The sequence below is a fragment of the Acinetobacter sp. D009 genome (assembly GCF_038562025.1).
GTDB classification, from domain to species: Bacteria; Pseudomonadota; Gammaproteobacteria; order Pseudomonadales; family Moraxellaceae; genus Acinetobacter; species Acinetobacter pittii.
Genome location: NZ_CP151886.1, coordinates 3247540 through 3268674, shown reverse-complemented (window position 1 = coordinate 3268674; position 21135 = coordinate 3247540). Strand labels below are relative to the sequence as shown.

At 40.7% G+C, this 21135-nt stretch carries 21 protein-coding genes; 11 read left to right on the top strand and 10 right to left on the bottom strand.

Annotation, left to right across the window (positions count from 1 at the left end):
* Window positions 1–19 precede the first annotated feature (19 nt).
* From AAC388_RS15600 to AAC388_RS15565, 8 genes are read left to right on the top strand one after another with little or no spacing between them, the layout of a single operon-like run.
* Window positions 20–1315, top strand: a complete 1296-nt coding sequence (locus AAC388_RS15600; RefSeq protein WP_322977169.1) for an NAD(P)/FAD-dependent oxidoreductase — start codon at window positions 20–22, stop codon at window positions 1313–1315.
* Window positions 1316–1317: 2 nt separating this feature from the next.
* On the top strand, window positions 1318–1863 hold the full coding sequence (locus tag AAC388_RS15595) for a DUF3261 domain-containing protein (RefSeq protein ID WP_342370899.1): 546 nt from the start codon (window positions 1318–1320) through the stop codon (window positions 1861–1863).
* A complete protein-coding gene (locus AAC388_RS15590) occupies window positions 1860–3062 on the top strand; it encodes a beta-ketoacyl-[acyl-carrier-protein] synthase family protein (RefSeq protein ID WP_342370898.1) in 1203 nt (400 codons plus the stop codon). The genes AAC388_RS15595 and AAC388_RS15590 overlap by 4 nt, the downstream gene beginning before the upstream one ends.
* Window positions 3062–3487, top strand: a complete 426-nt coding sequence (locus AAC388_RS15585) for a 3-hydroxylacyl-ACP dehydratase (protein ID WP_104074992.1) — start codon at window positions 3062–3064, stop codon at window positions 3485–3487. Before AAC388_RS15590 ends, AAC388_RS15585 begins: the two co-directional genes overlap by 1 nt.
* 23 nt (window positions 3488–3510) lie before the next feature.
* The gene (locus AAC388_RS15580) at window positions 3511–4236 is read left to right on the top strand and encodes a 3-ketoacyl-ACP reductase FabG2 (RefSeq protein WP_262729423.1); all 726 of its coding nucleotides are present in this window, start codon (window positions 3511–3513) and stop codon (window positions 4234–4236) included.
* Window positions 4236–5462, top strand: coding sequence for a beta-ketoacyl-ACP synthase (locus AAC388_RS15575; RefSeq protein ID WP_342370897.1), 1227 nt, complete (start codon window positions 4236–4238; stop codon window positions 5460–5462). Before AAC388_RS15580 ends, AAC388_RS15575 begins: the two co-directional genes overlap by 1 nt.
* A gap of 11 nt (window positions 5463–5473) precedes the next feature.
* Window positions 5474–5908 carry a hypothetical protein gene (locus AAC388_RS15570; RefSeq protein ID WP_016144319.1) on the top strand — a complete coding sequence of 145 codons (435 nt, stop codon included), beginning with the start codon at window positions 5474–5476 and terminating at the stop codon, window positions 5906–5908.
* Window positions 5909–5931: 23 nt separating this feature from the next.
* The gene (locus tag AAC388_RS15565; protein WP_342370896.1) at window positions 5932–6588 is read left to right on the top strand and encodes a 4'-phosphopantetheinyl transferase superfamily protein; all 657 of its coding nucleotides are present in this window, start codon (window positions 5932–5934) and stop codon (window positions 6586–6588) included.
* A 70-nt stretch (window positions 6589–6658) separates the two neighbouring features.
* Here AAC388_RS15565 and secB read toward each other — a convergent pair whose 3' ends face one another.
* From secB to rsgA, 4 genes are all read right to left on the bottom strand, one after another.
* Window positions 6659–7117 carry a protein-export chaperone SecB gene (gene secB, locus AAC388_RS15560; protein WP_002115005.1) on the bottom strand — a complete coding sequence of 153 codons (459 nt, stop codon included), beginning with the start codon at window positions 7115–7117 and terminating at the stop codon, window positions 6659–6661.
* 27 nt (window positions 7118–7144) lie between these two features.
* Window positions 7145–7402, bottom strand: a complete 258-nt coding sequence (gene grxC, locus AAC388_RS15555; protein WP_002114715.1) for a glutaredoxin 3 — start codon at window positions 7400–7402, stop codon at window positions 7145–7147.
* Window positions 7403–7413: 11 nt separating this feature from the next.
* Window positions 7414–7830, bottom strand: coding sequence for a rhodanese-like domain-containing protein (locus tag AAC388_RS15550; protein ID WP_000443006.1), 417 nt, complete (start codon window positions 7828–7830; stop codon window positions 7414–7416).
* Window positions 7831–7928: 98 nt separating this feature from the next.
* Window positions 7929–8990 carry a ribosome small subunit-dependent GTPase A gene (gene rsgA / locus AAC388_RS15545; RefSeq protein WP_039764330.1) on the bottom strand — a complete coding sequence of 354 codons (1062 nt, stop codon included), beginning with the start codon at window positions 8988–8990 and terminating at the stop codon, window positions 7929–7931.
* A gap of 125 nt (window positions 8991–9115) precedes the next feature.
* Between rsgA and orn the strand changes: the two genes are divergently transcribed.
* From orn to AAC388_RS15530, 3 genes are all read left to right on the top strand, one after another.
* Complete coding sequence (gene orn / locus AAC388_RS15540; protein ID WP_000099436.1) at window positions 9116–9682, top strand: oligoribonuclease; 567 nt, start codon at window positions 9116–9118, stop codon at window positions 9680–9682.
* Window positions 9683–9834: 152 nt separating this feature from the next.
* On the top strand, window positions 9835–10566 hold the full coding sequence (locus AAC388_RS15535) for a Bax inhibitor-1/YccA family protein (protein WP_086400269.1): 732 nt from the start codon (window positions 9835–9837) through the stop codon (window positions 10564–10566).
* A gap of 137 nt (window positions 10567–10703) precedes the next feature.
* Window positions 10704–11507 (top strand): enoyl-ACP reductase, encoded by an 804-nt coding sequence (locus AAC388_RS15530; RefSeq protein ID WP_031944198.1) that lies wholly within the window; start codon window positions 10704–10706, stop codon window positions 11505–11507.
* Window positions 11508–11575: 68 nt separating this feature from the next.
* Here the strand turns inward: AAC388_RS15530 and AAC388_RS15525 are convergent, their stop codons facing one another.
* The 6 genes from AAC388_RS15525 to leuS all read right to left on the bottom strand — a co-directional run bounded on the left by AAC388_RS15525 (window position 11576) and on the right by leuS (window position 20607).
* Window positions 11576–12970, bottom strand: coding sequence for an efflux transporter outer membrane subunit (locus AAC388_RS15525; RefSeq protein WP_342371587.1), 1395 nt, complete (start codon window positions 12968–12970; stop codon window positions 11576–11578).
* A 22-nt stretch (window positions 12971–12992) separates the two neighbouring features.
* Complete coding sequence (locus AAC388_RS15520; protein WP_075383332.1) at window positions 12993–14987, bottom strand: MacB family efflux pump subunit; 1995 nt, start codon at window positions 14985–14987, stop codon at window positions 12993–12995.
* A gap of 2 nt (window positions 14988–14989) precedes the next feature.
* Window positions 14990–16330, bottom strand: coding sequence for a MacA family efflux pump subunit (locus AAC388_RS15515; RefSeq protein WP_262440113.1), 1341 nt, complete (start codon window positions 16328–16330; stop codon window positions 14990–14992).
* A gap of 107 nt (window positions 16331–16437) precedes the next feature.
* On the bottom strand, window positions 16438–17427 hold the full coding sequence (holA, locus tag AAC388_RS15510; RefSeq protein ID WP_342370895.1) for a DNA polymerase III subunit delta: 990 nt from the start codon (window positions 17425–17427) through the stop codon (window positions 16438–16440).
* Window positions 17428–17445: 18 nt separating this feature from the next.
* A complete protein-coding gene (gene lptE / locus AAC388_RS15505; protein WP_002115142.1) occupies window positions 17446–17955 on the bottom strand; it encodes an LPS assembly lipoprotein LptE in 510 nt (169 codons plus the stop codon).
* Window positions 17956–17982: 27 nt separating this feature from the next.
* On the bottom strand, window positions 17983–20607 hold the full coding sequence (leuS, locus tag AAC388_RS15500; protein ID WP_342370894.1) for a leucine--tRNA ligase: 2625 nt from the start codon (window positions 20605–20607) through the stop codon (window positions 17983–17985).
* Window positions 20608–21135 lie beyond the last annotated feature (528 nt).

Sequence of the window (21135 nt, the reverse complement as noted above, 5' to 3'; positions counted from 1 at the left end):
TTAAAAAGGAAGTTGTGCTATGAGCACTATAGAAAAAATTGACGTCGTGATTATTGGGGCTGGGCCATCAGGTAGTTCTGCTGCTGCACTTCTTCGAAAAAAGGGCTATACCGTTACGGTCATTGAAAAACAGTATTTCCCTCGTTTTTCGATTGGTGAGTCATTGCTACCGCAGTCTATGGCATTTTTAGAAGAGGCTGGCTTATTAGAAACAGTCCGTGAGCATGTTGAGCAATATGCTTTTCAATTTAAAAATGGGGCAGCTTTTCTACGCGGCAAACAGCGTAGTTTTTATGACTTTACAGAAAAATTTACGGATGGTCCGGGAACAACTTGGCAAGTACGCCGTGCAGATTTTGACAACTTACTAGCAAAACAGGCTCAAGCCTATGGTGCTGATATACGCTTTGGGCATGAGGTTTTAGATGTTGATGTTGCATCTGAACAGCCTGTACTTACAGTAATTGATGAAGAACAACAGCGTTATCAGATTCAAACTAAATTCTTGTTAGATGCGAGTGGCTTTGGACGAATTTTGCCAAAATTACTTGATTTGGAAAGTCCATCAAATTTTCCGGTAAGACGTGCGCTGTTTACCCATATTGAAGACGGAATTACGGATGATCCAGAATTTGACCGTAATAAAATTTTAATCACTGTCCATGAAAAAGATCACCGTGCATGGTATTGGTTAATTCCATTTGCTGATGGGCGTGCTTCTTTCGGTGTCGTTGCAGAACAAGATTTTTTTGACAAATACACGGTCAAAAATGCTGAAGATAATGAACCGGAAGCAATGTTCAAACGCATTTTGGCTGATGAGCCAAGCTTGTCACATGTCTTGCGCCGTGCAAACTTTGATACACCAGTGCGCACCTTGGTTGGTTATTCAGCGAATGTAAAACACTTGGCAGACCGCAACTATGCGCTATTAGGTAATGCGGGTGAGTTTTTGGATCCTGTCTTTTCATCAGGTGTGACGATTGCTCTTAAATCTTCAAGTTTGGCGGTTCCTTTGGTTGAACGAATTTTACAAGGTGAACAAGTCGACTGGTTAGAAGAATATGAAAAGCCATTACGCCGCGGCATTCAAGTATTTCGTGCCTATGTTGAGTCATGGTACGAAGGCGAGTTTCAGGATGTGGTGTTCTCGCAAAATCAGAATGAAGGCATTCGCCGTATGATTTCTTCATTATTGGCTGGTTACGCGTGGGATGAACAAAACCCGATCCATAAAAATGCCAAGCGTAGACTTACCACCTTGGCAGAATATTGTCGTGAAGGCTTGGCGCAAGAACAGGTACTTGAGGGATAACCATGCAACGCAAATGGGCAACGATATTACTCAGTAGCTTTATATTTTTAAATGGTTGTCAGATCATGCCACATGCCAAAGGGCTGCAAAGTCCACTGTGGCAGGCTCAGACTTATCAAAGGCAAGATCAGGTTGAGGTTCAGTGGAAGCAGCAAAGTTTTAGCTTCTTGCTATATCAACAGCAAAAGGGCGCTGTACTAGATATGGTTGCTTTGAGCCTAACAGGTCAACAATTATTTAAGTTACAGTTTGATGGGCATCGGGTTCATGTTGAACAACGCATTGATCAAATGCGTTTATTGCCTTTTGAGTTTGTGGTACGTGATCTTTTGTTTGCGACTTACCCTCAATTTTCACAGTTAGGGCAGCAAGCTGTAGAGATGAAACAACAAGCAGACAAGCAGGTTGTTTATATTGAAAAGCAACCTGTATTGCAGCTTAAACAGGGACAAGGAAGCATTGAATTGATTAATGAAAAAGTCCCTTATACCATGACGCTGAGTTCGATTGAGAACACCTTGCAGACAGAAGAAAGCCCTACGCCATGAAACATTTACCTTCAGCAAATGCAGCTCCAATGGCAGTAGGCATACAATTTAGTGTTGGTTTATCTGCATTAGGCAGCGAACTTAATCAAATTAAACAGGCATTACAACAGCCGCAGCAAACCTTGAGTTTGCGAGATGATTTAATCGCTGATCGTGATGTTTGGGTGGGACAATATACGCATCCATTATGTTCGAGCGTACCTGATACTTTACAGTCTGTAGATTCACGTAATCTACGCTTTGCATTAACCGCATTATCTGAAATTGAAACAGAGTTAAAAGCCTATACGGCATCCTTTGAAAATAAACGTTTGGCGATTGTGGTGGGCACATCGACTTCTGGTATTGCAGATAATGAACTCTTACTTAAGCAATATTTTCAAGAGCAAACAGATCTATCGATATCACACTATCCCCAAGAAATGAGCTGTTTAGCGAAAGCATTACAGCAGTACTTAGGATGGGAAGGGCCAGCATATACGATTTCAACAGCTTGTTCTTCAAGCGCTAAAGCATTAGCCGCAGGGCAGAGATTACTTCATGCAGATTTAGCCGATGTTGTGTTAGTCGGTGGCGTCGATACCTTGTGTAAGTTGACTCTAAATGGGTTTAATAGCCTAGAAAGTTTATCTGAACATATTTGCCAACCCTGCGGTCTAAACCGTGATGGTATTAATATTGGTGAAGCCGCTGCGTTTTTTGTACTAAGTAAAGAACAAGCACCTGTCATGTTAATGGGGGCGGGTGAGTCCATGGATGCATGGCACATTTCAGCCCCGCACCCTGAAGGTAAAGGTGCCGCTTTAGCTATGCAACGTGCATTAGATATGGCACATATTTCCGCTCAAGAGGTGGGTTATATCAATTTGCATGGAACAGCAACTCCACAAAATGATGCAATGGAAATTAAGGCTGTAAGACAAGTTTTTGGGGATTACCAAGTTGCTTTAAGTAGTACAAAACATAAAACGGGACATTGTCTCGGTGCAGCGGGTGCCATAGAAGCTTTTGTTTGTGAGCAAGTTTTAAAAGATCAAAGTTGGTTGCCTTTACATCAAAGTGTTGAGATTGATCCAGATTTGGCTGACCAAAACTATGTGCAAAATGCCGAACTAACACAGCCCATCCGCTATATCATGAGTAATTCTTTCGCTTTTGGGGGAAGTAATATTAGTCTTGTTTTTGGAGTGAAGCCCTAGTGAAACTAGATGCAATTCAATATATTCCTCATGAGCAACCGATGGTATTTATTGACCATTTAACCGAGGTTGCGGAAGGGCGGGCACAAGCAGAACTCACGATTACGCCAGAGCTGATGTTTTGTGAAGCAGAAGGTTTGCCGACATGGGCAAGCATTGAAATTATGGCCCAAACGATTAGTGCTTATTCAGGCTGGCAAGGTCAGCAGTCAAAACAAGCACCAAAAGTCGGTTTTTTATTGGGAACGCGTAAATTAAATTTACCGATCCCTTATTTCGCCTTGGATTCTCGATTGATCATTCAAATAGAACAACAATATTTTCATGAAGGACTTGGGCAATTTTCCTGTGAAATTCAATATGCTGAGCACTGCATTCAGGCAACGTTAAGTGTATTTGAGCCAACAGAATCACCATTTGAATAACCACAAAGAATTAGGAATACATTGTGACAAGACGAATTTTAGTAACAGGTTCAAGTCGAGGAATTGGGAAAGCGATTGCATTACAACTAGCAAAGGCTGGTTTTGATGTGACCGTACATGCACGTTCGCGTCAGGCAGAGGCTGAGCAAGTCGTACAAGAGATTCAAGCATTAGGACAAAATAGCCATTATCTAATGTTTGATGTAAATGAACGCCAGACGGTTCAACAAATTCTAGAACAAGATGTAGAGCAGCATGGCGGATTCTATGGCGTTGTATTGAACGCAGGTCTTACTCATGATGGTGCTTTTCCTGCGTTAACAGATCAAGATTGGGATGAAGTTATTTCAACCTCATTAGATGGTTTTTATAATATTTTAAAACCACTCATCATGCCAATGATTCACTTACGCAAAGGTGGCCGTATTGTCACTTTATCTTCTGTGTCTGGAATTATGGGTAATCGTGGACAGGTCAATTACAGCGCTGCAAAAGCAGGTCTGATTGGTGCGACCAAAGCCTTAGCACTCGAATTGGCGAAGCGAAAAATTACTGTGAACTGTGTAGCTCCTGGACTGATCGAAACCGAAATGGTGACAGATGAAGTCAAAGAACATGCGCTTAAAATGATTCCGTTGCAACGCATGGGACAGGTTGATGAAGTGGCGAGCGTAGTGAAATTCTTGTGTTCAGATGAAGCTTCGTATGTAACTCGACAGGTGATCTCTGTGAATGGGGGATTGATCTGATGAAACGTGTTGTTGTGACAGGAATGGCAGGAATTACCTCTTTAGGTGAAACTGCCGATGACATCTTTGCGCGATTTGAAGCTGCTAAAAGCGGTATTCGCTACATGCCGGAGTGGGAGCAATATGTTGACCTTCGGACCAAGCTTGCTGGGCCTGTTGAAACATTTCATGTTCCAAAATATTTTAACCGTAAGGTTACCCGTGGGATGGGACGTGTAGCGCTCATGTCTGTGGTTTGTGCCGAAACTGCTTTACAAAATGCTGGTTTGCTCGGGCATGAAATTTTGTCTAGTGGTGAAGCGGGTGTTGCCTTTGGTTCTTCTGCGGGTAGCGTAGATGCCGTCGGTGAGTTTGCAAGCATGTTGCTTCACCAGAGCATGAGTAAGATTAATGCCACCACTTATATTCGCATGATGGCCCACACCAGTGCAGTGAACATGACCGTATATTTTGGCCTAAAAGGATTAACTTTACCTACCTCAAGTGCATGTACCTCTGGTTCCATGGCAATTGGGCAAGCGTATGAAGCAATCAAATATGGTAAGCAACAGGTCATGATTGCGGGTGGTGCAGAGGAACTCAGTGCGGCAGGTGCAGCGGTTTTTGATGTATTGTTCGCGACCAGTGGAATGAATGATCAACCTGAAAAAACACCACGACCATTTGATGCTAAACGAGATGGATTGGTAATTGGTGAAGGGGCAGGCTGTTTAATTTTAGAAGAATACGAACATGCCAAAGCTCGAGGTGCTCATATCTATGCAGAAGTGATTGGCTATGGTAGCAATACCGATGGTCAACATGTAACTCGTCCTGAGTCAGAAATGATGGGACGCTGTATGGAGTTAGCGCTTAAAGATGCATCTGTAGAGGCTAAAGACATTGCCTATGTAAACGCGCATGGTACTTCAACTGATCAGGGCGATGTGGCAGAGAGCCGAGCCACTGCAAAAGTTTTAGGCTATAAACCAATCAGCTCTTTAAAGAGTTATTTTGGACATACGCTGGGGGCGTGTGGGGCTATTGAAGCTTGGTTAAGCATCGAAATGATGAATCGTGGCCGTTTTATTCCAACTTTAAATCTAGATGAAATCGACCCACTATGTGGTGAACTAGATTATATCGTTCAGCAGCCGAGAAATTTGGATGCTGACATTATTATGAGCAATAACTTTGCTTTTGGCGGAATTAATACTTCGCTTATTTTTAAACGTGTTAAACAATAAGGAACACAACAATGTTAAATAAAAAACTTTTATTTGTAGCAATGCTAAGTGCGGGTTTTACTGCCACTGTTCAGGCTGGAGATGAAGTACATCAGTTAAATTTTAAAGAAGCTGTAGACCGTGCAGTTGCCGATGGGACTTTGGATGGTTCGGTAAAGTTTTATTTAAAGGGGACAAAGTCTGGTGGTAAAGTTATTCAAAAAGACGCGGTGACGAATAAAAAGACCAATGGTTTTGGTAAGTCGGCAGCAACGTCTTGTGACTGGGTTTTACGTTCAGCACTGATCCAAATGCAAAACAATGCTAAAGCACAAGGGGCAAACGCCGTGACCAATATTGTGAGCTATTTTAAAGCCAATGAAACAACGAGTACGACAACTTACGATTGCTATAAAGGCACCATGATGGCAGGTGTTGCTTTAAAAGGCGACGTGGTTAAATTCTAATAATTTCTAGTAAGGTTGAGATAATGTCTGAGCGGAAAATTGAAGTCTATACACAGGCATCATCTCAACTTCTTTTAAAGTCTAAACAAGATTTTCCAGACTTCCGTTCATTTAATCATTATAAAAAACAACAAATACAGAGTGTCAGAAATCGACTGATTGCAGAGAAACTACAACTCAATTCAATGGAATTGGAGTTTGCCAAGCATGAACATGGCAAACCTTATTTAGCGAAGCATACTTTGCATTTTAATCACTCACATAGCCAACAATACTACGCTTTAGCTATGAGCGAACATGTTAAAGATATTGGGGTAGATGTTGAGGAACTGGATCGAAATGTACGCTTAGACGCTTTAGCAAAACATGCATTTCATCCCGATGAATATGAAACATGGCTAAGCTTAGAACAAGATCGAGAATATTGGTTCAAAGTTTGGACCATTAAAGAAGCTGTTTTAAAAGCCTCAGGACTAGGTATACGTTTAGATTTAAATACGTTAAATACTCAGGCACATCCTACTGATCATGGTGGAGTTTGTTCTCATCCACTTAATGGGACATTTGCGTATCAGAATTTTATTATTGGCAATATGATATTAACCGTGGCATGGCGTTCAGAGTTATCTTGCCGTGGTTTTCAGTTTCCGTCTATTCAGCTTCACTCACTTGATCGTTAATAAGTTAAATAGCACGCATAAAAAAACCGCGTAATACGCGGTTTTTTTATTAAAAGGATAAGCTAAAAAATTAAGCTTGACCTTCAACAGCAGCAGCTTGAGCACGTTGCATGTTGGCTTCAAACTCTGCATCAAAGTTGATTGGAGTAAGAAGTAACTGTGGGAAGCTACCTTTAGTTACTAAATCATTTACAGCTTCACGTAAGAACGGGAACAAAATATTTGGGCAGTATGCGCCTAAAATATAAGGTAAACGCTCTTCTTCAATGTTGTCGATCAAGAAAATACCTGATTGAGTTACATCTACAATGAACGCTGTTTCGTTGTCGTTATCGGCTTGTACCACAACTTTTAAAGAAACTTCAAAGTGAGTTGGGTCAATCTTTTCTGCAGCAGAAGAAAGATTGATATTAAGTTCAGGTTGCCATTGTTTAGTAAAAACCTGCGCCCCAGGAACCTCAAAAGAAATATCTTTTGTATAAATACGCTCTAAAGCTAATTGTGGTTGAACTTGTTGTTCTTCGCTCATTGTTTTTTCCTTAATATGGATGCGATGTTAAGCCAATAATTCGTCGAGTTTACCTTCACGCTCTAAAGCATAAAGTTGGTCAAAACCACCAATAAACTGATCGTTTATGAAAATTTGTGGGACAGTACGATGATTTGTGCGTTGCATTAATTCAACACGTACTTCGGGTGCTTCAACAGAAAGATTTACTTCTTTATAAGCAACACCTTTACGCTCAAGTAACTGTTTAGCACGAACACAATACGGGCATACAGAAGTTGAGTAAACAATGACATTTGCAGCCATGATAATTCTCCTTAAGCTTTTGGTTTGCTTTTAACAAGAGGTAAGCCTTGTGCTTTCCAGTTACTAATACCACCATCAAGACGATAGCTATCGTGGTGAGCAACTTTTTGCAAAGCACTTCCAGCAACTTGCCCCAAGTTGCAAATAAATACCAGTGGACGGTCACTTGCTTTTAATTCGTCAGCATGACTTGCGATTTGGCTATACGGAATATTGCGACTGCCACTAATGTGACCTTCGCGGAAATCTTTGCTATCGCGTAAGTCAATCAAAAGAGCATTTTTCGCTTTCACTAAAATACCAAGCGACTGTGGAGAAATTTTACGACCGTTACGTTGACCTTCAAAAATGAAGAACAACACAATCAAGACTCCGAGCGTACCAAACAAAATGGGGTGATTCCCCATAAACTCTAACCAGCGTTCCACAAGTCACCTAAAAAAATTAAAAAACAAAATTGACCTAGAGTATAGCGTATATAGATGGTGATCAAAATCACCACTTCAAGGGCAAATAGGGCAGAAAATCAGTTTTTTTGCTGCGCTTCTTGAATCTCATCGATTAAACGCAAAAAGCTATCTAAACGTCGTGGCAAAATTTCACCCGCTTCAACGGCCTGTTTAAGCCCACAATTCTTTTCATGAGTATGTGTGCAATTACGGAATTGGCAAGATCCTAGATGTGCGGCAATGTCAGGAAAGCCCATACGAATTTTTTCTAAATCGAGATGCCAAAGACCAAACTCACGAATTCCCGGGGAATCAATTAAGGCGCCGTTTTTGCCGAAGTTGATTAAGCGTGTAGAGGTTGTCGTGTGTTGTCCAAGTGCAGAGTTTTCAGAAATAACATTGGTTTTTTGCTCTGCATCTGGAATGAGCACATTAATTAAAGAGCTTTTTCCTACGCCTGATTGCCCTACAAATGCTACGGTTTCACCATCTAAACGCTCAGATAAAGCCGAGATATCTCCCTTCTTCGACTGACAAATCATCACCTCATAACCCAAGGTTTTATATTCTCCTAATAGGGTAAGAATTGGGTCATTTTCAGTGAGTAAATCAGACTTATTGAGGACCAAAAGAGCAGGAATATTTGCATCTGCACAAGCAACTAAATACCGATCGATTAGCGTTGGAGCTGGTTCAGGAAGCGGTGAAAATACAATCACAATCAAACTGATATTTGCGGCTACTGGTTTAACTTTGTGATAGCGGTCAGGGCGGGTAAGTAAAGATGTACGTGGGTGAATGGCTGTAATAATGCCTAAACCCGTATTTGGGTCTGCCTGCCATTTAACACGATCACCAGTTACAAGTAACTCAAGATTAGTTCGAGTATGGCAACGCCAAACACTATTGAGCTCGATTGGCTTCCAGAATGGTTCTGGTTCTCCTTCGGCAACTTGTGGTTTTTCTGGGTGATGCTCAGGTACAGAGAGGGCTTGTACTTCAAGTTGACGGCCATAATGTTGTACAACGAGTCCGTCTAGATCCTGTGAAGTATCGATCTCTTCTTGGCGAGTTTTATGCTGTTTTTCAATACGACGTTGCTGTTGTTCAGTTAAACGACGCTTACGAATTAAAGCCATTCATATCCCAAAAAAACCATTGTTTGAAGACCGCAAAAATAGCATGAAGCAGCTATAGAATTACAGCGCGGAAGCAAGAAATTTGCTACTATTGATGTTTTTACGGCATTTTAGAACGTACATTCATGAGCAGTACTTTAAATACACGATTAATTTGGATTGATCTGGAAATGACCGGATTAGATACCGATAATGACCAAATTATTGAAATCGCAACAATTATTACAGATGATCATTTAAATGTACTTGCCGAAGGTCCAGTTTTGGCTATTCATCAACCTGATCGTATTTTAAATGCAATGGATGAATGGAACACTCGTCAACATGGGCAGTCTGGTCTGATTGAACGAGTTCGTCGCAGTAAATTAACAGCCCGTGATGCTGAGTTACAAACTTTAGAATTCCTAAAAAAATGGGTGAATCCAAAAGTTTCACCAATGTGCGGTAACTCAATCTGTCAGGATCGTCGTTTCTTACACCGTCTTATGCCTGAACTTGAGCAGTATTTCCATTATCGTAATCTTGATGTATCTACGGTAAAAGAACTTTCAAAACGCTGGCGCCCTGAAATTATGAGTGGCTTGAAAAAGAATGCATCACATTTGGCAATGGATGATATTCGTGACTCAATTTCAGAGTTGAAATATTACCGCGAATATTTCTTTATTATGAATACAGATGGTAAAGATTAATAATGTTTTAGATTTAATATGAAAGGGGCTATAGCCCCTTTTTTTATTACTTAAAGGACCTTGTTACAATAATGCCGATCGCCTGATTTGGCTTTCATATTCATTTTGCTTAAAATGATGTTTTAAATTTTTATTATAAAAAGAGAGCATTTATGCAAAGTAATAACCCGATACTGACGCGCGTTGAAACGGTCAGTGACTATAGTCAACCGATGACTGTGCAAGGTGCGATTCAAAAATCTGTTATGTTGACGGCCATTGCAGCTGCAGTGGGTGTCGCTTTATTTTTCTATGCAGCCTTTACTGCAAATGTTGGTATTGCTTACGCAGCTTCAATTGTGGGTGCAATTGGTGGCTTGGTTTTAGCTTTAATTACAACCTTTAAACCAACGACCGCCCCAACATTAGCAATTCCGTATGCCTTATTTGAAGGGGCTTTTTTAGGTGGTATTTCTTTTACTTTCCAGTTGAAATACCCAGGTGTTCCACTTCAGGCTTTATTAGCGACCTTTGTCACCACTTTGGTGATGTTTGGTCTATATAAATTCCAAATTATCCGCGCAACTGAAAAGTTTAAGTCAGTTGTAATCTCTGCATCTTTGGCGATCTTTATTGTATTTATCGTGCAGATGATCATGCGTTTAGCTTTTGGTTCAAGCGTTCCTTATATTTTTGAAAGTAACTGGTTAGGTATTGGTTTTGCTGCATTTGTCGCTGTCATTGCTTCGCTTAACCTGATTTTAGATTTTGATTTAATCGAAACTAATGCAGCATATCGTGCACCAAAATTCATGGAATGGTTGTGTGGTATCGCATTACTTGCAACTTTAGTATGGATGTATATTTCTTTCTTACGCTTACTGGGCTTATTGTCTGACGACTAAGATTGAATTCATCTAGAAGTCGCTCCTCATCAGGAGCGATTTTTTTTCGTGCGATTTTTGAAAAAAGATGCATTATGCAATTTCGAAAACCGCCGAATATTGGCATTATGCTTGAAATTGTTTTGAGTGAGATCGGCATGACACAAGGACTTTTAGCAGGTAAGCGCTTTTTGATTGCAGGCGTTGCTAGTAAATTATCAATTGCTTTTGGTATTGCACAAGCATTACACCGTGAAGGTGCAGAGCTTGCGTTTACTTATCCAAACGAAAAATTAAAAAAACGTGTGGATGAATTTGCTGAGCAATTCGGTTCTAAGCTTGTGTTTCCATGTGATGTTGCTGTTGATGCTGAAATTGATAATGCATTTGCAGAACTTGCAAAACATTGGGACGGCGTAGATGGTGTTGTGCACTCAATTGGCTTTGCACCTGCACACACGCTTGATGGTGACTTCACTGACGTGACTGACCGTGAAGGTTTTAAAGTTGCTCATGACATCAGTGCATACAGCTTTGTTGCAATGGCACGTGCTGCAAAACCTCTATTACAAGCTCGTCAAGGTTGTTTATTGACTTTGACTTACCAAGGTTCTGAGCGCGTTATGCCTAACTACAACGTAATGGGTATGGCAAAAGCTTCTTTAGAAGCTGGTGTTCGCTATTTAGCATCAAGCCTTGGTGTTGATGGTATCCGTGTAAACGCGATTTCTGCGGGTCCAATCCGTACTTTAGCTGCTTCTGGTATTAAATCTTTCCGTAAAATGTTAGATGCCAATGAAAAAGTTGCGCCGTTAAAGCGTAATGTAACTATTGAAGAAGTAGGTAACGCAGCATTATTCCTATGCTCACCTTGGGCTTCAGGTATTACTGGTGAAATTCTATATGTAGATGCTGGTTTCAATACTGTAGGTATGAGCCAATCTATGATGGATGATGAATAAGTTTTAAAATTTATTTAGCCATAAAAAAGCCGTAGTTGAAGGACTACGGCTTTTTTAATTGGTACAAGTTATTGCGGTAGTTCTTTTACAGGGGAACCACCTAGAGCTTGCATGAGGGTGACATAAGCATTGTATTGGCTTTGCTTGGTTTCAACGAGGCTTAAGCGAGCAGTACGTGTGGTTTGCTGTGCATCGAGAAGTGTTTTTAATGCAACAGCACCATAACGGTAACGAACTTCGGTTAGACGTTCAGTTTTTTCTGCAAGTTCAACATTACGCTCTTGTAATGCTACTTGTTTGTCGAGTTCGGTACGACTCGATAAAGCATTTTCTACATCAGCAAAAGCCTGATAAAGCGTTTGACGATATTGAATAATCGCTTTTTCATAATCCAGATTACTAATCGCGATATCTTTTTTCATATCGTTATATTGCAAAAACGGTAAGCTCAAACTCGCCCCAAGCGTGAGGGCAGGGTTACGTAACAACTCCGTTAACGATGTGCTGCTTGAGCCCAAACTACTGGTTAAGCTAATCGATGGATAGTAGCTCGCTTTAGTAGCATCTTTAGTGGCTAATGCTTTTCTTAAGCGTAGCTCACTTGCTTGCAAATCAGGGCGTCGCGATAAAATATCTGCAGGTAAACCAGCACTAATTGCAGGTAGAGCAGTGCGTGGTAAACGCTTTGGCTCTTGAATATTTAATTGCTGCAATGGTTCATGCAATAACACCGCAATGGCTGTGCGAGTTTCAACCAGTTGTTGTTCAATCTGGCTTAAACTCGCTTTCTGGCTTTGTACTGATTGTTCTGCTTGAGTCAGATCTACACCTGAAACGGCACCAGCTTTATATTGAATCTGTACCAAGTCATAAAGCTTTTGAGAAGTTGCTAGACTTTGCTGTGCGGTTGTATAACGCTCATTTAAATAACCGAGTTGCCAATAAAGTTTGGCAGTAGTTGCAATTAAACTTTGTCCCGTGGCTTGTAAGTCTTGTTCTGTCGCTAAAGCTTCCCATTTACTTGCTTCGGTTTGGCGGGCAAGCTTGCCAAACAAATCAAGCTCATAGCTTACCCCAGCACTCATGGAAAGACCTTTAGCACTGTCATCTCCCGAATTTAAATCGAAAGAATGTCCAGTAGATACACTTGAACTGGTTCGCAAGCCTTGTTTGTTAGCGGTTAAGTCAGCTTGTAGACGGGCTTGCTTTAGAGCAATACCTGCAACTGCTAAATCACTATTACGTTCTAATACATTACTTACAAGTTGATTGAGCTGTGCATCGTTAAAGAGTGTCCACCAACGGTCAGAGTATTGATCGGCAGACATGGTTTTTGTTTTTGCTGTGTCATACTGAAAACTACCCGGAACTTGTACTGCAGGTGTTTCATAAGGTGTTTTTACTACAGCTGCACATCCTACAAGAGAACCTGTGAGAAGAAGTGCTGTGCTGAGTTTAGTCATAGAGAAAGACATGCAATTTTCCTTATTCTCGAGATAGTGCGGCGACAGGGTCAAGTTTCGCGGCATTCTTGGCTGGTAAGAAACCAAAAACGACCCCAATCAGTGTTGAACAGACAAAGGCTGCAATAATTGAGGTGCTTGAATAAGCCACGCTAAAGTTACCGCCAGCAAATTTATTAATAAGTTGCCCAAGGCCAAGCGACAGTAAGACGCCAAGCACACCACCAATTAAACACACCAAAATTGCTTCAATCAGGAATTGCTGCAAAATATCACTTTGACGCGCACCTACGGCCATACGTACACCAATTTCTTGAGTACGTTCAGTCACCGAAACCAACATAATATTCATTACCCCGATACCACCAACGACCAATGAAATTACGGCAATTGCTGAAACCAGAAGGGTCATTGTGCTAGTTGTTTTCTCAATGGTTTGACGGATACTGTCACTGTTCATAGTGAAAATATCTTGTGCACCATGGCGCTGGGTTAATAGATTTACAATCGCATTTTCAGCTGCAGCAGTTGAATATTTGTCATTAATACGAACCACGATATTGCGAACATGGGTTTGTCCTAACATACGGCTCATCACGGTTGTATAAGGCATATAGACATTTAAAGTGTCATCTGAGCCCATGCCGCTCGTTTGCGGTTCTACAACACCAATAATACGAGCAGGTACACTACCGAGCAGTACCACTTGACCGATTGGGTTGGTACCGTCACTAAAAAATTGTTTTTGAGTATTGGTATCAATGACCACATCCTGTGAGCGATCACGAACACTACGTTGATCAAAAGTTTGTCCATCTTTAAAGACCAAACCTTTCACATCGAAATAATCGTTACTCACACCATTAATGGTCGCGTTAGCTTCATTTTGTTGATAACGCATGGTTTTGGATGTACTAACGATGGGGCTAACTGCACTGACATACGGTTGAGTCATTAACGCATCGGCATCGGCAGGTACCAAGGTTTTAAAGCTTGCAGTTTTAGAGTTATCACCAAAACCGCGGCCCTGAAATACCGTAATCGTATTTGTTCCCAGACTGCTAATATTGCTTAAAATTTGCTGTTGAGAGCCTTTACCTAGCGCGACAACGGTAACAACCGATGCAATACCAATAATAATCCCAAGCATGGTTAAAAAAGTACGCATGCGGTGGGCATTCATAGACAGTAAAGCCATTTGGAAGGCTTCTGATAAACGGTCTAAAGTAGAACGCCATGCAGAAATACTTTTGCCTTTCTTCTGTTTACCTTGTAAAGCAGGAGCGGCATCAGGATCAGTCTTGATTGGTTCGGCTGCTTGATCTGGAACATTAGGGCGGTCACTAATAATCTCTCCATCACTAATCTCGATAATACGAGTCGCATTTTTTGCAACTTGCATATCATGGGTGACTAAAATAATAGTGTGACCTGCAGCATTGAGTTCACGCAAAATACGCATCACCTCAACACCACTATGAGAGTCAAGTGCCCCCGTCGGTTCATCTGCTAGAATAACGTCACCGCCATTCATCAGCGCACGGGCAATAGAAACACGTTGCTGCTGACCACCAGAAAGTTGGCTTGGTCTATTGAGTGTTTTTGTGCCCAACCCTAATTCAGTCAGTAGAGCGGTTGCACGTTGTTTACGCTCAGAAGGCGTAACACCAGCATAAACAGCTGGAACTTCTACGTTACCTTCGGCAGATAAGTCGCCCAGTAAGTGATAGCGCTGGAAAATAAAACCAAAATATTCACGGCGTAGTCGAGCCAGCTGATCTGGCTCAAGTTTACCTGTTTCTTGTCCATTAACCTTATAACTACCACTCGTAGGTCGGTCCAAACACCCCAAAATATTCATGAGGGTCGATTTGCCGGAACCCGACTGGCCGACAATGGCAACCAGTTCACCTTCGTAAATGGTCAGGTCAATACCTTTTAAAATTTGTATCGTGCTTTCGCCAGCAGGGAATTCCCGGACTAGATTGCTGACTTCAAGCAAAGCTTGTTTTGTCATGCTTACATTCCCATTGGGCCACTACGGCGACGGTTATTACTACTATTTGCTGATGCAGCAGAAGTATCGGCACTATCTGCAATCACAACTTGATCACCTTGTTTTAAGCCCGCAAGAACTTGCGCATTTACACGGTTGTTAATACCCACCAAAATTTGAGTCGGTTTAGTTGTGCCGTCAGCTTGTAATACACGTACAACACTTAATGTTAATTTACCTTGTTCAACCAGTTGTTTTTGTTCAGCAGTCAGGTTAAGACGCTCTAGACGAGCTCCATTTCCTTGAGATTTTTTAGCTGCTTCAGGTGAAGAACTTGATTTATCAGAGGATTGACCAGATTTTCTTTGGCCTGAAAATTGTTTAGAACTCAGTGCTGATGAAGGAACGAGCAGGGCATTTTTTGCTGAATTTAATACGATATAAACTTGTGCAGTCATATCAATACGCAATTTACCATCGGTATTTGGCACATCGAATAAGGCATTGTAGTAAACAGCCGAACTGGTTGTTGAGCTTGTTGTACTTGTTGAATCGCTAGAAATTGAGTCAGGAGCAGGCTCAATTTGACGTAAAGTTGCGTAGCGCTTAGTTTCATCACCTAAGGTTGTAAAGTAAACCTGTTGTCCTTTTTCAACTTTCATAATGTCAGCTTCACTGACTTGCGCCTTAATCGTCATGTTTTGTAATTTTGCAATTTTGACAATTGTTGGCGCGCTTTGGTTTGCGTTTACGGTTTGACCTTCTTCAGTCACAATCGCGACAACCGTACCATCAGTTGGAGCAACAATACGTGTGTAACCAATATTGGTTTGTGCCGTAGATTTTGTGACTTTTGCAGATTCGATTTGTGCATCTAATGCTTTAATTTGTGCCTGAGCTGTTTTGTAGCTTGCCTCAGCCGATTCTAAATCTGCACGTGGCGTTGCGTCTTGCGCATACATTTGTTGCTGACGACGGTATTCAAGTTGTTTCTCATTTAAGGAAGCAACTTGTTGAAGACGCTGTGCTTCTAAATTTTTAATGTTTGCATCTGAAGTTTTTAGACTATTTTCTTGGGTGGTTGAGTCAATTTGCGCAATGAGTTGACCTTGTTTAACCTGATCACCCAACTGTACATACATCTTTTTAACCTGACCAGATACCTGCGCACCCACACTAATAAGTTTGGTCGCATCCAGTGTACCTGTCGCAAGTACATTATTTTCAATATCCCCACGTGTTACCTCAGCAGTAATATATTGAGGTTGCTGCTCTTTAGGCTTTAAAAACTTCCAAGCTAATACAGCAATAATTGCTATACAGAGGATAATAATAACAAGTTTGATTGGCTTTATTTTTGGCATGGTGAGAGGTCGAAAAGTTTAAAATTTAATTTAGTATAAAAGCGAAATGAGGATAAAACGTGAATTTTTATTATATTTCAAGAATGAAGAAAAATGATTCCGCCGAATTATTGTATAAATAGCGTTTTACCACATAATTCAGCAATGGCCTGCTGCATCAAATGTTGGGAATTTTCATTCGACATTCCTTTAATTGCTGCATCAACTTGCAATAGAAGGGTGGACCAGCCTAAAAACTGTTGAGGATTTAATCTTCTTAACGCTTGTTGATATAAACTGACTTTAGTTTTCCAGATACCAAGTTGTAATGCATTATGAGGCTGTTCAAATAATTGCATCAGTAAACGCATTTCTTTGCTTAGTGTCCATAAAATCAGACTTTCTGGTTCGCCAGCAGCAATTAAATATTGAAAAATTTTAATAGATTGAGCGAGATTACCTTCTAACAGTGCGTCACTTAAATCGTAAGTGGTGTAACGAGACTGATCTTGTAAACAAGCATACAACTGTTCAATTTGAATCAGTTGTTGGTCTGGAAAAGTATCTCTTACACGCATCAAGCTATTCTTAGCTGCGAGCAGATTATGCTCATGATGCTGCATGAGCCACTGCCATGCGTCATTATCGAGTTGAATTTCAAGTTTCTCTGCTTCAGCAGATAAAATTCTTTGACGGTCTTGCGGATAGTTTGCCGTTAGGGCAACGACAACACCATTTGCTTCCACAACTTGGAAAAAAGCAGACTTTAAGCTACTACTATCTTGCTTAGGTAAAACAATTAAAAGAAGGTTAGTTTCATTATGTTGAATATAACTTTTAAGTTGTTTTAGCCCATTTGCGTCAGGCTTTATATTGCCATGTACTTCAATGGCAAGCTGCTGAGAAAATAAAGATAAGCTGTTAAGAGCGTTAAAAACATTTTTCCAGTCGCTTGCACTACTAATATCGTAGCGCTGTCTTTCAACTTCTTGTTGTTGCCAACTTTTACGAAAAGCATCTAATAAATTTTGTTCCAGCAAAGGTTCTTGGCCATGTAAAATCCACGCACCCCGTGCTTCCGGAATGCGTTTTAAGGCTTGTAAATAGTCAATTTTCATTGCTGGTAAAAATAAAGATTAAGGCTGAGCTTTTGGTAAACGGTTTGCTGAAATCTGACGAGTAATTTGCTGTGCAATGTCATCGATCACAATACGTTGCAAATAAGATTCTTGCTGATTTTCGGTGTTAACCGTTGCAAGATCATATTGGTAACTACGAGACGCAGTTAATGAACGTGGTTCAGTAATTTTATTACCCTGACGGTCTTCAATCTGGAAGGTTACGGTTAAGCGTAATAATACTTCCGTTAGTTTTCCGTTTAAAAGCTGACGACGTGGTGTGTACTCTAAAACACGGAGTACGTAGGCATCATTATCATTGCTGAATTGAACACCATTTGCAGCTAAATAAACTTTTAACTGGGTTTCTAAATCATCAGTTTTAGCTGGTAACTCAAGGCTTAATTTTTTATAAACAAGCGGAGTTGCAGTCGGGTTGGTTCCTTTTAAATGAAATCCACACCCGACTAAGCCTGCACTAAGGCCTAAGGTCAAAACAACAGCGGCTAAACGTTTGGCAAAGTGCATGCTTGATCCTCTCATTAATAACTTTAATTAAACCACGAGGTTAACTAATTTATTTGGAACCACAATTTCTTTCTTTGTTGGTCCTGTTAAGAATTGTTGAACTTCTGGAAGGGCTTTAGCTTGAGCTAATAGATCTTCTTTAGAAATATCAACAGAAACTTCAAGTTTACCGCGAAGTTTACCGTTAACCTGTACAACAATCGTTTGCGTATTACGAGTTAATGCAGAGGCATCGACTTCAGGGAATGTTGCTTCTGTTACATCTGTACCAAACTGAGCCAATAATGTTTGACTTAAGTGCGGTGCAAATGGAGCAAGTAAAGTTAACAGTGTGGTGATCGCTTCACGTTCTACAGCAACGTCGTTGTCATCTTTTGCTTCAAACTTGTTGCTCGCATTTAACAATTCCATCAAAGCAGCAATCGCAGTATTGAATGCATGACGACGTTCGATATCATCACTTACTTTTTGAATAGTTTCGTGAGTTTTACGACGTAAATCTTGAGCATCTTTAGACAAGTTAGCAGTATCAATCGTAGAAGCTTGGTTGCCTTTTTCAAGGAAGCTTGCCACAAGGCGCCACACACGTTTTAAGAAACGGTTTGCACCTTCAACACCTGCATCAGACCATTCTAAAGATTGATCTGGTGGAGCAGCGAACATCATAAATACACGTGCTGTGTCTGCGCCGTATTGATCAATAATCGCTTGTGGGTCGATACCGTTGTTTTTCGACTTAGACATTTTTTCTTGTCCGCCGATCACAACTTCTTGACCATCACCTGAATATTTTGCAGAAAGAATGCGACCTTTTTCATCGCGTTCTAATTCGATATCAGCAGGGTTAAACCAAGTTTTCTTACCATTTTCTGCTTCACGATAGAATGTATCAGCAAGCACCATGCCTTGAGTTAACAAGTTGGTAAATGGCTCATTACCTTGTACTACACCTTCATCACGCATTAATTTGTGGAAGAAACGTGCATAAAGTAAGTGAAGAATCGCGTGTTCAACACCACCAATGTATTGGTTTACAGGAAGCCAGTTTTGAGCTGCTTCAGGTTTAACCATGCCGCCAGTAAAGTCTGGAGATGCGTAGCGTGCGTAGTACCAAGATGACTCAACGAAAGTATCCAAGGTATCTGTTTCACGACGTGCATCGCCACCACAACAAGGACATTTAGTTTCATAGAATTCAGGCATTTTATTAAGCGGGTTACCTGAACCATCTGGAACAACGTCAGTTGGTAATACAACTGGAAGCTGGTCTTCTGGAACTGTGACTTGACCACAAGTATCACAGTTAATCATTGGAATTGGACAACCCCAGTAACGTTGACGAGAAACACCCCAGTCACGTAAACGGAATTGAACTTTAGAATTTGCTAAACCTTGTGGTTCTAATTTTGCAAGGAATGCATCAAATGCAGCTTGGAATTCTAAACCATCAAACTCACCAGAGTTAACAAGTTTACCTTCTTTAGAACCGTACCATTCTTGCCACTCAGTTGCAGAGTAGTCTGCATCGTCAGCGCCTTTGGCATCAATTACTTGCTTAATAGGCAAGTTGAACTTGTTAGCAAATTCGAAGTCACGTTCGTCATGCGCTGGTACAGCCATCACTGCGCCAGAACCGTAAGACATTAATACGTAGTTTGCGATCCAGACAGGAAGCTCTTCACCAGTTACAGGATGCTTTACAAACAAACCTGTCGCCATGCCTTTTTTCTCGGCTGTTGCCAAGTCTGCTTCTGCAACTGAACCCATGCGGCACTCTTCAATGAATGCAGCCAATTCAGGGTTGTTTTCAGCAGCTTTAAGCGCAAGAGGGTGTTCTGCTGCAACGGCAACATATGTCACGCCCATAAGCGTGTCAGCACGTGTTGTATAAACAGTTAAGCCATCAGCATAAATTTCGGTATTGGCAGATGGGAAAGTAATTTCCATGCCTGTAGAACGACCGATCCAGTTACGCTGCATAGTCAACACTTGTTGAGGCCAGCCGTCTTTTAGAGTGTCTAGGTCGTCTAATAATTCTTGTGCATAGTCAGTAATACGGAAGTAGTACATTGGAATATCGCGTTTTTCAACCAATGCACCAGAACGCCATCCGCGACCATTTTCAACTTGTTCGTTTGCTAAAACAGTTTGGTCAACTGGATCCCAGTTTACTGTTGAAAGTTTACGGTAGATCAGGCCTTTTTTATAAAGCTGAACAAATAACCATTGTTCCCAGTGATAATACTCTGGTGTACAAGTTGCAAATTCACGATCCCAATCTACAGATAGACCTAATTTTTTTAATTGGTCACGCATGTACGCAATGTTTTCAAATGTCCATTTTGCCGGAGCAACTTTATGGGCAATTGCTGCGTTTTCTGCAGGTAAACCGAATGCATCCCAACCCATAGGTTGTAATACAGTTTCACCTTTTAAACGATAGAAACGGCTAATCACATCGCCAATTGTATAGTTACGCACATGCCCCATATGCAGCTTGCCGCTTGGGTAAGGAAACATTGACAGGATGTAACGATGTTTACCTTCGACAGTGTCGGCAACTTTAAAGACTTTACGATTTTCCCAATCTTGTTGAACTGATGGTTCAATCGTGTTTGCTTGATATTCGGGGTCAATGTGAGAAATAGTCATAGACGTAAGCTATACAACAAAAATTGATATTAAAGATTGTTGCACAGCATAGCGCAAAATCGACAAAAATGCAGTTTTGGGATGGATTTATTTTCCGTTAAAAATTAAACAAGAATAAACCTGAAAAAAGCGGGGTAATCATAAAAAAAGAAAAGTGGAAAAATCAAATAAGATGAAAAAATAGTCAGTTAAAAAATAATCATAGAAAAGTGTTTCTTTAATCTTGACTTTAGTGAATTAAACAACAAAAATGCTTCCTTTAGTTTTATATGCGATTATTTGATCACCCTTCGAATAACCGTCATGTTTTGTAATAGACATTCTCTCTAGCCGAGAGATTGATTTTACTTAAAGTATGTATATCCAGACATGCTTTATTAATGTTAAAAAAGCTTATACGGCTGAAAAACAGAAATTTTTCTATTGCAACGAAAACTAGACAATATGTGTGCTATAACAGTGCAGACAATTCAATGAATGAAACACTATTTGTGCCTTCCATAAATAGTGATAAAGATTTTAGGGTGA